Below are 13517 nucleotides of genomic sequence, written 5' to 3'. Positions count from 1 at the left end.
GGCTGGATGAGTTGGGCATCAAGTACACGAATACAGCGAGTATCCCGGTGGCTACGCCTGGCCCGTGTGGCGCCACAACTTGTACTTGTTTGCCCAAGGGCTGTTTTAGGGCCCTAGGGCAGTGCGAGCTCCGCCGCTGGACTTTAAAGCACTTCGCCGCCCAGCTGGCCCCTAGGGGCCGGCCTATCCCTAACTGGGTTTGGGGCTGATTAGCTAGGTAGGGCAGGGTAGCAGCAGCTGGTAGTGCGTGCCGTCGGTGATGCTTAGCGAAAGCTGCGCCGCCAGCTGCTTGGCCAGGGCCGGAATAAGGCGCCGGCCGAAGCGATTATTAGCCTGCACCGCCGGGTTGAAGCCCGGGCCGTTGTCCTGCACCTCCAGCAGGAGCCGGCCGCTGGCATCGGGGCCAAACGCCACGCGCAGCCTAGGGGTGTCGGCCTGGTCGAAAGCGTGCTTAAAGGCATTCGTCACCAACTCGTTCAGCAGCAGGCCCAGGGGCACGGCCACTTCCACGTCCAGGTGCACCGTGGCCAGCTCCAGCTGCAAGTCAATTTCCTTGGAGGTTTGGTGGGTAGCCCACAAACTCTGCGTGAGGTCGGTGATGTAGCGGCGCATATCCACGGTCGACACGTCGGACGTTTGGTAGAGCCCTTGGTGCAGCAGCGAGATGGCCTCGATGCGCTGCTGGCTTTCGCGCATGGCGCGCAAGGCTTCCGGGTCGGTGAGGCGGGCTGCCTGCAGGCGCAGCAGGCCCGCCACCGTGGCCAGGTTGTTTTTGATGCGGTGGTGCACTTCCTGCAGCAGCACCGCCAGCCGCTCCGACTGCGCCGTGAGCTGCGTATGGTTGGCCTCGATGATGCGGCTGCTGGCCGACAAGCGCCGGTTGGAGCGTCGCAGCGCCCAGTACTGCCCCAGCACCAAGCCCAGCAGGCCCAGCACTAGCGCCAGGCTCACCCCCAGGTCCCACAGCAGGCGCCTCTGCTGCTGGTTGCTACGATTGAGGCGCCCAATGCGGCTTGCCTGCTGCTCTAGCTCATAAGAGGCGCGCGTTGCCGTCACCGCGCTCACAATATCGGCCGACGCTAGCTTATCGGTGCTTTCCTTCCAGGCGGCCAGCAGGTCGAGCGCGGGGGCCAGCCGCCCGGCGGCGCGGTAGGCCGAGTAGGCTACCTCCAGCGAGTTGTTGAGGCGGTGCGGGTCGCCGCTGGCGCGCCCGAGCGCCAGGCTAGAATCGGCCGTGGCTACCGCCTGCGCGGTATCGCCTAGCTTCTGGTAGGCCCAGCTCAGGTTGCGGTAGGCGTGCTCCAGGCCGTTGCGGTTGTCCTCGCGCCGGTAGAGCGGAATGGCTCGCCGAAACCATTCGATGGCCGCCGCCGGCTGGTGGTCGGCTTCCATCAGTAGCTGGCCGTAGTCGGCGTAGGCCACGGGCAGCGACGAGGGCAGCAGCGGGTAGCGGCGCGCCACCACCATGGCCCGCTGGTAGCAGACGCGCGCCGAGTCGTACAGCTTCAGGTCGCGGTAAATGATGCCTTGCAGCACGTAGGCCCGGCTAAGCACGGCCGGCGGCTGGGCCTGCTGGCCCGCCGCCACGGCCAGGGTAGCCAGGTTCAGGGCCTGCTCGGTCAGCTTGGTTACGTGCTGGGCATCGGCCAGGCGCTTGTAGGTTTGGGCCAGCAGGGTGTAGGCGCTGGCCATGCCGGTAGGCTGCCCCAGCCGGCTGTAGAGCGTAAGCGAGCGCTGGCCGTAGTACAAACTCGAATCGAAGCGGCTCTGGTTGCGGAGCGCGCAGCCCAGCAGCCAGTAGCCTTCGGCCAAGGCGGCCGGCGGGCCATGCTGCGCGCGGGCCACCAGGGCCCGGCTGCGGCGCAGCGCGGCTGCATTGTCGCGGCCGAGCAGCAGCTGAATTTGCTCGCTTTCGGTACGACCCACTGCCGGCGCCTCAGCCCGCGCGGCCTGGGGCAGCCCGCCGCACAGCAGTAATAAGCAGAAGGCAACGCGCCACATCATACTAAGCAGGCAGTAAATACTACCGGCAAATTTAGGGATGGATAAAAGCCCGCCCGTCACCTTGTTAGACCAACAAGCTCTGGCCTGGGTTGAGCTGCGGAAACGGCGGGCTGAACCAGGTTACATGCCCCTGGCCCACGCCTGGCCCTGCCACTGCTGCGCCCGCCTACCCGGCTGCCAGCGAGCTACAAAGCGGGCCCCAAGCCTGGCTGGCTACCCTAGCCCCCCCGCGGGCCCTAGGCATGAAAATGGCGCAAAAACTCCCCCTTGTACTGCCGCCCCAGCGGCACCGATATGCCGTGCGCAATGGCCTCCGTATCGCTAAAAGCTGTGACGTGCGCCAGGTTGAGGGCAAACGAGCGGTGCACCCGCACCAGCGAGGGGTAGCGCAGCTGCTCGAGGATGGCCGCCAGCGACAGCCGCAGCGAGTAGCGGGGCCCGGCCGTCACCACAATGGTCGAGGTGTTGTCGGCTTCCAGCACCACAATGTCGCCCAGGGCCAGCCGCACGAACTGGTAGTTGTATTTCAGGTAGATGTAGTCGTCGCGGCGTAGCAGTATTTCGCGCGCCTCGCCGGTAGGGCGGGGGCTGGGCGCTGGGGGCTGCGGCGCGGGCGGGTTGCTGCTGCTTTGGCGCGCCACTTCAATGGCGGCGCGCAGGCCCGCCACGCTCACGGGCTTGGTGAGGTAGGCGGCAGGCATGGTACCTAGGGCCTGCATTAGGGTGTCGCGGTCGGCCAGCGCCGTGAGGTAAACCAGGGGCACGACGCGCTCGGCCAACAGCCGCTGGGCCGTGTCGATGCCGTTCCAGGGGCCTTGCAGACGCACGTCGCATAGCAGCAGGTCTACTGGTTGCTGGCGAAATAGTTCGAGGGCTTCGGGGCCGCTGGCCACCGGGCCAACCACGGTGTACCCCTCGGCTTCCAAAATATCGGTCAAGTCCAGGGCTAGCACGGCTTCATCCTCAATTAACAGTACATGAAAGCCGCCAGTAGGTGCAGACATAGCAAAAGTAGAGCAGTAGAGCGTGGTGCAAAAGTAGAGGTTGCGCCAACGCTATGTAGCCACTAACCACTAAAAAATTATATTTTATTTTCCTACGGACTACTAATAGGGTAGGGTTGCCTAGTTGATTTAGCATCGCTAGGCGGGCCTGCTACTTCCTGCTTTAAGCGCGGATTAAGGCGCGCGCTTCACAACCTTTTATCGGTTGTTTACAAGAGTTCTTGGGTCGTTTACACCATTTTGTTGGCCTGCGGGCAACCAGTCAACATCTTTGACCATCGACCGGCTTTCACCCAGTTAGCACCCTTTTCTACAACGGTATTCAGTCGCTTTTTGGCCCGGCGTTTCGCCGGGGCCAGGGCGAGCTGCTGCCCCCGCCTGGCCGCACTTCCTGCCGGCTGCCACCCCCCGCAAACCGCCGCTGGCGGAGTTGCTCGGCTTCTTATTGACTTGTAAGCCAAGTATTAATACGTACCGAAAAAATACCTGCCACTCATTCATCTCTTCGTTTCATGTCTAAAAAAATACTGGCTATCCTCTCGGAGTATGGCTACTGGGGCATCGAGCTAGTAGGCCCGCTGGCCAAGCTGGAAGAGGCCGGCTACACCGTCGAGTTTATGACGCCAACCGGCAAAAAAGCTGAGGCCTTACCCCCAAGCTACGACACCACCTACGTGGACCCGCCCCTAGGGGTGTGCGTGACCACGGCCGGCGATGCCGAGCTGGTCAAAGCCTTCGAAGCCACCAACCGCCTGGAGGAACGGCGCAATATGGCGGCTGAAGTGCCCGAGCGGCCGTACTTCTCTAAACCCAATTTCTTGCGCGAGTTTGAGCACTATTTTACCGACGTAAAAAAGGCGCAGGACGCCCTTACCGCTGAGTACGCCGGCCTGCTGCTGGTGGGGGGCAGCGGCCCCATCATCGACATGGTAAACAACCAGCGGGTGCACGACATCATCCTGGGTTTTTACCAGAAAAACCTGCCCATCGCGGCCATCTGCTACGGCGTGGCGCCGCTGGTTTTTGCCCGCGACTTCAACCTGCGCAAGCCCATCATCGCCGGCAAGCACGTCACGGGCCACTGCATCGAGTATGACTACCACGATGGCACGGGCTTTCTGCACACCGACCTCAACATGGGGCCGCCGCCGTACGTGCTCGAGTATATCCTGGCCGACGCCGTAGGGCCCACTGGGCAGTATCACGGCAATTTCGGCAAGGAAACGTCGGTTATCGTTGACTATCCGTTCATTACGGCCCGCTCGCTGCAATGCGCCCACGAGTTTGGCGAGCAGTTTGTGAACGTGCTGGACCACGGCCTCACGCGCTATGGCTGGTAACGAAACCCAGGTGGCCGAAGCGCCGGCCCCGGCCGGTGCGCCCAGCGCAGCCGGCGCGGAACTGCCCAAAACGGGCAACCAGAAAATCATCGAGCAGTTTCTGGCCGATGGCATCGACCACATGTTTGGCAACCCCGGCACCGTGGAGCAGGGCTTTCTGGACGCCGTGGCCGAGTACCCGGCCATGAAGTACATCCTCACGCTGCAAGAGAGCGTGGCCGTGCTCATGGCCGACGGCTACGCCCGTGCCACCCAAAAGCCAGCGCTGGTGCAGCTGCACAGCTCGCCGGGCATTGGCAACGCGGTGGGGGCCCTTTACCAGGCTAAGCGCGGCCACGCGCCGCTGGTAGTCATTGGCTCGGATGCGGGCGTGCGCTACGCCAACATGGACGCCCAGATGGCCAACGACCTGGTGGCCATGCTGGCGCCCGTCACGAAGTACTCGACGATGGTATACTCGCCCGAGTCGGTGCTGCGCACGCTGCGCCGGGCCATCAAGATTGCCACCACGCCGCCCATGGGGCCCGTGTACGTGTGCCTGCCGATGGACGTGCTCGACGCGCCCAACCACGAGCGCGTGCACCCCACCTCGCTGCCCTCGACGCGGGTGCTGCCCGACCACCGTTTGCTCGACCAGGCTGTGGACATGCTGCTGGCCGCCGAGAAGCCCATGCTGTATTTGGGCGACGGCGTGGCCTACTCGGGCGCCACCGACGAGGCCCGGCGCGTGGCCGAGTTGCTGGGCGCCGAGGTGTACGGCGTCGATTTTGGCGACGTCATCTTCGACACCACGCACCCGCTCTGGCAGGGCACTACGGGGCACATGTTTGGCAGCTACAGCCGGCCCATTACCCAGAAGGGCGACGTGAACCTGGTGGTGGGCACCTACATGCTGCCCGAGGTTTTTCCCGAGCTAGGCGATGTATTTGCCGAAGGCGCCAAAGTGGTGCACATCGACTTGAACGCCTATGAGATAGCCAAAAACCACCCGGTGGACCTAGGCCTCGTGAGCGACCCCAAGCTGACCCTAGGGGCCTTGGCCGACGCCCTGGAAGCGCGGCGCTCGTTTGGCTTTCAGCACGCCAGCCGGCAGCGCATCCAGGCCATTAAAGCCGCCAAGGACGCCCGCGAAGCCCAGGAGCGCGCCGCCGATGCCCAGCAGCGCGGCCAGCACCCGCTGCGCATGGCCCAGTTTGGCGAAGCGCTGGCCCGGCACCTGCCCGCCAACGCCATCCTCTTCGACGAGGCGCTGACCAGCTCGCCGGGCCTCACGCGCTACCTGCCCGCCACCACGCCCGGCCAGTACTTCGTGACGCGGGGCGGCTCGCTGGGCATCGGCTTTCCGGGCGCCATTGGCGTGAAGCTGGCTTTCCCCAAGCAAACCGTAATTGGCTTCTCAGGCGACGGCGGCAGCATGTATACCATCCAGGCGCTGTGGTCGGCGGTGCGGCACGGGGCGGGGGCCAAGTTCGTGGTGTGCAACAATGGCTCCTACAAGCTGCTGCAGCTCAACATCGACGTGTACTGGCAGGAGCGCCGCATTCCGGCCCATGCCCACCCGCTGTCGTTCGACCTCTCGTACCCGGCCATCGACTTTGTGGGCCTGGCCCGCGCCCTAGGGGTAGACGGGGTGCGCGTCACCACCGAGGCCGAGATAGGCCCCGCCATCGAGCGGATGCTGGCCGACGATAAGCCCTTCCTGATTGACCTGGTAATTGAGGGCAACCACCACGAAGACTGGGTGAAAACTAATTGCTCGCAGTAGCCTTCGAGGCCCTACTGCTGCTTATGCAGGCTATGAAAACAACCTCTATCCCCACTACTTGCGACTACGCCATTATTGGGGCGGGCGCGGCGGGCAGCGTCGTGGCCAACCGGCTCAGCGCCAACCCCGACGTGCAGGTGGTGGTGCTCGAAGCGGGCGACTGGGACTGGGAGCCCGACGTGACCAACCCCGGCGGCTTCGTGGAGCTGTGGGGCTCGCGCGTGGACTGGGCGTTGCCCACCACGCCGCAGGCGGGCCTAGGGGGCCGCGAAATCACCATCAACCAAGGCAAGGTGGTGGGCGGCAGCACCTGCATCAACGCCATGATGTACGTGCGCGGCAACCCGGCCAACTTCGACCAGTGGCAGGCCCTAGGGGCTACCGGCTGGAGCTACGCCGACGTGCTGCCCTACTTCAAGAAGATTGAGCACTATGAGGGCGGGGCCTCGGCCTACCACGGCGACCAGGGCGAAATCTGGGTGCGCGACTGCCCCGACGAGGTGATGCGCGCCGACGAGTTTTTGCAGGGCGCCGTGGAGCTGGGCTACGACGGCCCGCGCTGGGACTACAACGGCGAGCGCCAGGAAAACGGCGCGGGCTTCTTGCAGTTCCACATCACGCCGGGCAACGAGCGCGATACCAGCGCCTTGTCGTTTTTGCAGCCCGTGCAGCAGCGTCCCAACCTGACCCTCATCACGCAAGCCCAGGTGACGCGCATCGTGGTGGAGCACGGCCGCGCCGTGGGCGTAGAGTACCTGCGCGACGGCGAGCTGCGGCGCCTGAACGTGAGCCGCGAGGTGGTGCTGAGCGCCGGCGCGCTGCAGTCGCCCAAGCTGCTGCTGCTCTCGGGCATCGGCCCGGCGGCGCACCTCCAGGAGCTGGGCATTGCCGTGCAGGCCGACTTGCCCGGCGTGGGCCAGAACCTGCAGGACCACGTGCAGCTGCCGGTGATTTTCCGCAGCCTGGGCACCCGGCCCATGACCACGCTGCTCACCGGCAACGTGCTGTTTGTGAAAACCAACCCCGACGCGCCGGCGCCCGACCTGCAGCTCAATTTCACGCCCAGTATCCCGGCGCCACTGGCCCCGCACCTGCCCGACTTTGGGGGCCCGGTGTGCATTTTCCTGCCCATTCTGGTGCAGCCCAAAAGCGTGGGCGAGGTGAAGCTGGCCTCGGCCGACCCGCTCGATAAGCCGCTCGTCAACCCCAACTACCTCAGCGACCCGGCCGACCTGGAGGTGTTTCACAAGGCCCTAGAACTCATTCGAAACTTGGCCGGCACGGCGGCCTTCGCCCCGCTCAACGGCGGCGAGCTGGCCCCCGGCCCCGGCGACCCCGACGGCTTTATCCGCAGCCAGGGCTCGACGCTGTGGCACCCGGCCGGCACCTGCCGCATGGGCCAGGATGCGCACGCCGTGGTAGACCCCGAGCTGCGCGTGCGCGGCATCGAGGGCCTGCGCGTGGCCGACGCCTCGGTGATGCCCACCGTGACGAGCGGCAACACCGTGGCCGCCTGCTTCATGATTGGCGAGCGCGCCGCCGAAATGCTGCTGCGCCCGCAGCCGGCCGCCAGGCCGCGGGCCGCGATGGCTTGAGTATCAAAAAAATTAGCTTTCTGGGCTACTAAACAAACCTTTTTTACCATGGCTGCTGGCAATGCTAACAAGGCGGTTTCGCGCCGCTACTTCCACGAAATCATGAACCAGGCCAACGAGGCCGTGGCGCACGAGCTGCTGTCGCCGGAGTTCGTGTTCACCCTGCCCACTCACCCCGAGCCGTTCAAGGGCCCCGACGGGTTTATCGGGCTGGTGAAGATGCTGCACGGCGCCTTCCCCGACTTCTATATCGACCCGCAGGACATGGTGGCGGGCGGCGACTGGGTGGCTACGCGCTGGCTGGGCGGCGGCACCCACACCGGCGGCCCGCTGCTCACGGTGAAGGGCAACGTAGAGGCCACCGGCAACTTCTTCCAGATTGACGGCATGACCTGGCACACCATCAAGGACGGCCAGATTACGGAGTCTATCGGCCACGAAGACACCCTAGGGCTGATGCTGCAGCTGGGCGTGCTGCCCGCGCCGCCCGCCGCCGAGGCCGAAACCACGGCCGCCCAGAACGAGGCGCTGGTGGGCCGCTACTTCCAAGACATTATGAGCGAGGGCAAGCTGGAGGTAATCGAGGAAATCCTCACGCCCGACTTCGCCTTTATTATTCCCACGCAGCCCGAGCCGATTACGGGCTACGACGCCTTCCGGGGCTTCGTGCAATACCTGCGCAACGCCTTCCCCGACATCAAGTTTACGGCCCTGCGCCAGCTGGCCGAGGGCAACAAGGTGGCGGCCCGCTGGTCGATTGAGGGCACCCACCAAGGCGAGTTTCTGGGCGCCCCGGCTTCGGGCAACCACATCAAGGACTACGGGATTGACATTTTCACGATTCGCCACGGCAAAATCGCCTCGGTGCACGTGAACGAGAACGACTTCGGCCTGATGCAGCAGCTGGGCGTAATTCCGTCCTAGGTTCAGTATTAACCGCCTGAATAGCAGTAATTAATATGTCAACTGAAGCGAATAAAGCCGTGGTAACCCGCTACTGGCAGGAACTGTGGAACGACAAGCGCGAAGAGGTGATTGACGAGATTACCTCGCCCGACCTGCGCTTCCACTTTCCGCCGGGCCAGGCCCACCAGCCGGCCACGCTACACCAGTGGTTTACTACCTCGCGCCGGGCGTTTCCCAACGTGCGCTTCACCGTCCACGACCTGCTGGCCGAGGGCGACAAGGTGGTAGCCCGCTGGTCATACGAGGCCACCCAAACGGGCGAGTTCCTGGGGCAGCCGGCCACCCAAAAGCAAGTTACCGACCAGGGCCTCAACCTCTTTCGCCTAGAAGATGGCCGCATTGTGGAGATGTGGATGTCGGGCGATAGCCTAGGGCTGCTGCGGCAAATAGGGATGCTGCCCGCCTAAAGCCCCCGCCCCAACTGCCTGGTTTTTACTTTTCAACTGCTCGCCGCCGTGCCCGCTCCCTTTCCCGACGCTGCCGCTGCCCAGGCTTTCCAGGCCGCCCAGGTGGGCTACCTGGAGCGCGGCGACGTGCCCGGCCTGCTGGCGCACTGCTACGCCCCCGATGCCCGGCTGCACGCGTTTGCGTGGCGGGCCGAAGGGCACGCGGCCATCGGGCAGGTGCTCACCACCTATTTGGCGCGGCTGGCGGCCCTAGGGGCGCGGCAGGTCGAGAAGTTCGCGACCGGCCCCGACTACCTCTGGCTGGAACTGCGCATCGAGCAGCCGGGCCAGCCCGCGCCCATCCGGGTGTACGAGGTGAAGTTCGTGCGCGACGGTAAAATCTACCTGCAGCTATTCGGGCTGCGCCAGGGCACGCCCTGGCAGCCCGGCGACCTCGCCCAGCTGCCCGCCCCGCCCGCGGCCACTGAGGCGGCCCGCGCCTTTCACCAGCGCTACCTCGACTACCACCGCCGGGGCGATGCCGACGGGCTGGCCGACGATTTTTTCAGCGCAGACGCGCGGCTGGTGACCGGCCAGGTAGACGTGAGCGGCCGCCCGGCCATTCGCCAGCTCTTCACCGACTTGTTTGCCCGCGAGGCGGACTTCACGCCGCTTTCGGTGCAGCACCTCACCAGCGACCGCGACTACGTGTGGTTTGAAGCCACCGTGGCCAGCAGCCTAGGCCAGCGCCAAGTGTACGACGTGATGCTGCGGCCGGAAGGTGGCCCCGTGAGCCGGCAGCTGGTGGGGCAGCTCAGCGGCGTGCTGCCCACTGATGCGGCCTTTGGTCCGGCGCCAACCCTATTAGCCACCTCTTGACTAACAAACTTTTACCTTCTTTTTCTCTCTCCAATGGCTAACACCCCCGAACAGAACAACGCCGTGTGCGTGGAGTTTTTTGACACTGCCTGGAACACGGGCAACGTGCGGGCCGACCTGCTGACGGCCGATGCGGTCGACCATTCCTTCGTGGGCGGCAAGGCCAAATCGGAGCCCGGCGTGGGCAGCTTCCAGCACATCGTGGGCATGTTCCGGCACGCCATGCCCGACATCCACCTCACCATGCTCGACCAGATATACGCGGCCGACAAGGTAGTGCACCGCTGGAGCCTGACCGGCACCGACACGGGCGGCGTGATGGGCATGCCCCCGAGTGGCAAGCAGCTGACCTTCACCGGCACGACCACCGTGCGCATGGCCGATGGCAAGATTGCCGAGCGCTGGGCCAACGTGGACGAGCTGGGCTTGCTGCAGCAGCTGGGCGTGGTGCCGCCGCCCCCCGGCGCCTAGCCCGCGGTTCCGACCCGTTTTTCCCACCTCTTGCCCCTGCCTTTTATGGACCGCATTGAAGAGAATACCGAGCACATCCAGCGTTTTTTCGACGAGATATGGAGTGCCGGCAACATGGAAACGGTGGATGAGCTGTGCGACCCGCAGTTTCAGTTTATCCTGGCCTTTGCCCACCTCGACGGGCGGGAGGCCTTTAAAAACCTGGTGCGCAATAACCGGCGCATTTTTGAAAACCTCACCTACAAAACGACGCCCGACGACATCGTGACGACCGACCTGAAAGGAGCGGCTTTCTGGAACATGTCGACCACCAAGCACAGCGACACCTGGCGCAACGTGCCGGCCAGCAACAACCCGGTGGCCATCAAGGGCATGACCTTCTTCCGCTTCAACGAGGACGGCAAATTCACGGAGGCGCGGGTGCAGAACGACGTCATCAGCATGATGAAGCAAATTAACGGCATTAAGATGCTGTACGACAGCTAGTAACCTAGGCAGCTGGCGCGGCCCCGCGGCGGGCCGCCGCGGCTAGGCTACTTCCGGCAATTTCTCTTTTTTAATTTCTCTAGCTTATGTCACTCGAAGCAAACAAGGCCGTGGTGCGGGCCTACGTCGACGCCATTCTGGTAAAGCGCGACTTCAGCAAATTTCCCGACTACACGGCGCCCGGCTTTTACATCGACCGCTCGGCGGTGCCCGAGGCCATTGTGGGCGAAAACGCGCTACACTCGCAGATGGACATGCTCTACGGTGCCTTCCCCGACCTCGACCTGAAAGTCGTGGACATGGTGGCCGAGGGCGACAAGGTAGTGGTGCGCTTTGAGGCGCCCGGCACCCACCAGCACCCCTTTGCGGGCATTGAGGGCACCGGCCGCCGCGCCACCTGGAAGGGCCTGGTGATGTACCACGTGGTGGACGGCAAACTGACCGAGGCCTGGGCCAACTGGGACGACTGGGGCCTGATTAACCAGTTGAAGTAAGCCCACCGCCCCTAGGGCCGGCCGCTGGGCCAGGTGGCTGCCTGGTCGGTAAGCCGCCCGCTGAACCTGCCGCACCGCTGGCAGCGGGAAGCGCTGGCGCCGCCGGTAGCCGCCCCTTAACCTACCTGATATTCAGTTACCATGACCAACGTACCCGACACCCCGCTGGGCCGCCTGTACCGCGCGCACATCCAGCTTATTCTGGACAAGAACATCGAGGCCCTGCTCGACCAGTACACCGACGACGCGGTGCTCATCAGCAGCTTCATGAAGAAGCCCATCATCTACAAGGGCCGCGAGCAGCTGCGCGAGCACATGCAGGGCATCCTGGGCATTGAGGGGCTGGAAACGGACATCGTGTTTTGGGCCGAAACCGAGGACCCGCAGACGCTGATGATAACCGAGCAGATAACCATGCACACCAAAGACGGCGACGCCCACATGCGCTTCGCCGATAGCTGGGTGCTGCGCGACGGCCGCATTGCCATCCACTTCGCCGGCATGGTGCAGCACCCCGACGGGTCGCTGGCCTAGCCGGCCGGGCGCCCCCTAGGGGGAGCGTTTTCTCCCAACCCTAGCAGTTCAACTAATTACTTCTATGCTGACCCAAGAATCTATTCAGGCGATGGCCGAGGCCTGGTACCGCAAGCTCGACGTGCACGCCCCCATGGTGGAAGTGCTGCCCATGCTGGCCGACCAGGAGCTGGAAATGGTGTTTCCCGAAGCCACCGTGTACGGCTGGGCCGGCTTCGAGGGCTGGTTCCAGCGCGTTATTCGCATCTTCTTCGACGAGGTGCACACCGTGAAAAAGGCCGAGGCCACCATCCACGGCGACACGGCCACGGTGGCCGTGGTGGTGCAGTGGGAAGCCAGCGTGTGGAACGCTCCCGAAGCTAGCAGCAAGCGCATCAACGCCGACGCCTACCAAACCTGGGAAATGAAGGCCGGCCCCGACGGCTCGCCCATCATCACGAAGTACATCGTGGATGACCTCAAGTACCACGAAGGCTCGGCCACGCTCTAACCCCCTAGCCCCCGCCATGGCTGATACCCAGCGCCTAAAAGGCAAGAAAATCGGCATCCTGTTCGAGGCCGATTATTTTGAGAACGAGATATTTTACTACAAGTTTCGCTTCCCGGAAGAGGGCGCCGAGGTGCACTTTTTGAGCCGCCTCTGGAACCAGCCGAAGCTGACGTTTCTGGGCCACGAGTACCGCGCGCCCATGGACTGCTGGGAAAGCTTCGAGCATATGAGCGACGAGGAGCTGCGCAGCTACGACGCCATCATCGTGCCCTCGGGCATGGTGAGCGACCGCCTGCGCTACACCGAGGACGTGGAGAAGATACCCCCGGCCACCGAGTTTCTGAAGCGCGCCTTTGCCGAGCCGTCCATCCTCAAGGGCATCATCTGCCACGGGCTCTGGCTCACGGCCCCGGCCACCGAGCTGGTGCGGGGCCGCCGCCTGGTGTGCCACAACAACCTGGTGGGCGACGCCAAGGCCTACGGCGCCATCTACGTGAACGAGGACGTGGTGACCGACGGCGACGACCTGGTAACGGGCCGCTCGGGCGGGCACGCCCACCTGTTTGCGCACAAAATCATTGACATCCTGGCTGCACGCGCTTAGCTACCCCTCATGGCCGACCTCCTGTTTTCCCACATCGCCCTTTCGTGCGCCGAGCTAGGCCGCACCGAGGAGTTCTACGCGCAGCACTTTGGCTTTCGCCGGGCGCGGGCGATTCCGCTGGGCGCGGGCAATGAGATTGTGTTTCTCAAAAACAGCCACGGCGTGTACCTGGAGCTGTTTCGGGCCGATGCCGAGCGGCCGGCCGGGCTGCCGCTGCTAACCGGCGATGGTGCCCACTACCCCGGCGTGCGGCACCTGGCCTTCCAGGTAACTAGCGTGGACGACACGCTGGCCGCCCTAGGGCCCGCGGCCGAGGTAACGCTAGGGCCGCTCGACTTCGACGCTTTCATCCCGGGCTGGCGCACGGTGTGGGTGCGCGACCCCGACGGCAACATCGTCGAAATCAGCCAGGGCTTCACCGACGACCCCGCCCTGGCTACCCCCTAGGGCAGCGTTGCCCCGGCCGGCCAGTTAGTCTTTTCTTCCTCTTAACTCCTTC

At 64.4% G+C, this 13517-nt stretch carries 15 protein-coding genes; 13 read left to right on the top strand and 2 right to left on the bottom strand.

Translation table 11 applies throughout. The annotated features are described in order from the left end of the window. Positions 1–213 precede the first annotated feature (213 nt). Both HHL22_RS04250 and HHL22_RS04245 read right to left on the bottom strand, forming a co-directional pair. Positions 214–2004: a histidine kinase dimerization/phosphoacceptor domain -containing protein gene (locus HHL22_RS04250; RefSeq protein WP_169529711.1), complete on the bottom strand. Its 1791-nt coding sequence runs from the start codon at positions 2002–2004 to the stop codon at positions 214–216. Between the two features lie 236 nt (positions 2005–2240). After that, the gene (locus HHL22_RS04245; RefSeq protein ID WP_169529710.1) at positions 2241–3008 is read right to left on the bottom strand and encodes a response regulator; all 768 of its coding nucleotides are present in this window, start codon (positions 3006–3008) and stop codon (positions 2241–2243) included. A gap of 512 nt (positions 3009–3520) precedes the next feature. Here HHL22_RS04245 and HHL22_RS04240 point away from each other — a divergent pair. From HHL22_RS04240 to HHL22_RS04180, 13 genes are all read left to right on the top strand, one after another. Then, a complete protein-coding gene (locus HHL22_RS04240; RefSeq protein WP_169529709.1) occupies positions 3521–4348 on the top strand; it encodes a type 1 glutamine amidotransferase domain-containing protein in 828 nt (275 codons plus the stop codon). Beyond that, entirely contained in the window at positions 4338–6113 is a 1776-nt protein-coding gene (locus HHL22_RS04235) for a thiamine pyrophosphate-binding protein (RefSeq protein ID WP_169529708.1), read from the top strand. The genes HHL22_RS04240 and HHL22_RS04235 overlap by 11 nt, the downstream gene beginning before the upstream one ends. 32 nt (positions 6114–6145) lie before the next feature. Next, positions 6146–7708 carry a GMC family oxidoreductase gene (locus HHL22_RS04230; RefSeq protein ID WP_169529707.1) on the top strand — a complete coding sequence of 521 codons (1563 nt, stop codon included), beginning with the start codon at positions 6146–6148 and terminating at the stop codon, positions 7706–7708. Between the two features lie 48 nt (positions 7709–7756). Continuing rightward, positions 7757–8632 (top strand): ester cyclase, encoded by an 876-nt coding sequence (locus HHL22_RS04225; protein WP_169529706.1) that lies wholly within the window; start codon positions 7757–7759, stop codon positions 8630–8632. Between the two features lie 35 nt (positions 8633–8667). Continuing rightward, positions 8668–9081, top strand: coding sequence for an ester cyclase (locus tag HHL22_RS04220; RefSeq protein ID WP_169529705.1), 414 nt, complete (start codon positions 8668–8670; stop codon positions 9079–9081). A gap of 48 nt (positions 9082–9129) precedes the next feature. Further along, a complete protein-coding gene (locus tag HHL22_RS04215) occupies positions 9130–9939 on the top strand; it encodes a nuclear transport factor 2 family protein (protein ID WP_169529704.1) in 810 nt (269 codons plus the stop codon). Positions 9940–9972: 33 nt separating this feature from the next. Next, positions 9973–10410 carry an ester cyclase gene (locus HHL22_RS04210; RefSeq protein ID WP_169529703.1) on the top strand — a complete coding sequence of 146 codons (438 nt, stop codon included), beginning with the start codon at positions 9973–9975 and terminating at the stop codon, positions 10408–10410. Positions 10411–10455: 45 nt separating this feature from the next. Continuing rightward, positions 10456–10896: an ester cyclase gene (locus tag HHL22_RS04205; RefSeq protein WP_169529702.1), complete on the top strand. Its 441-nt coding sequence runs from the start codon at positions 10456–10458 to the stop codon at positions 10894–10896. Between the two features lie 86 nt (positions 10897–10982). Beyond that, positions 10983–11390: an ester cyclase gene (locus HHL22_RS04200; RefSeq protein ID WP_169529701.1), complete on the top strand. Its 408-nt coding sequence runs from the start codon at positions 10983–10985 to the stop codon at positions 11388–11390. Positions 11391–11531: 141 nt separating this feature from the next. Further along, complete coding sequence (locus HHL22_RS04195; RefSeq protein ID WP_169529700.1) at positions 11532–11924, top strand: nuclear transport factor 2 family protein; 393 nt, start codon at positions 11532–11534, stop codon at positions 11922–11924. Between the two features lie 64 nt (positions 11925–11988). Then, entirely contained in the window at positions 11989–12414 is a 426-nt protein-coding gene (locus tag HHL22_RS04190; protein ID WP_169529699.1) for a hypothetical protein, read from the top strand. A gap of 16 nt (positions 12415–12430) precedes the next feature. Further along, entirely contained in the window at positions 12431–13018 is a 588-nt protein-coding gene (locus HHL22_RS04185; protein WP_169529698.1) for a DJ-1/PfpI family protein, read from the top strand. Positions 13019–13027: 9 nt separating this feature from the next. Further along, complete coding sequence (locus HHL22_RS04180) at positions 13028–13465, top strand: VOC family protein (RefSeq protein ID WP_169529697.1); 438 nt, start codon at positions 13028–13030, stop codon at positions 13463–13465. Positions 13466–13517 lie beyond the last annotated feature (52 nt).

It is taken from the genome of Hymenobacter polaris (assembly GCF_012927305.1).
GTDB classification, from domain to species: domain Bacteria; phylum Bacteroidota; class Bacteroidia; order Cytophagales; family Hymenobacteraceae; genus Hymenobacter; species Hymenobacter polaris.
This window is presented reverse-complemented; position numbering and strand designations above follow the sequence as displayed.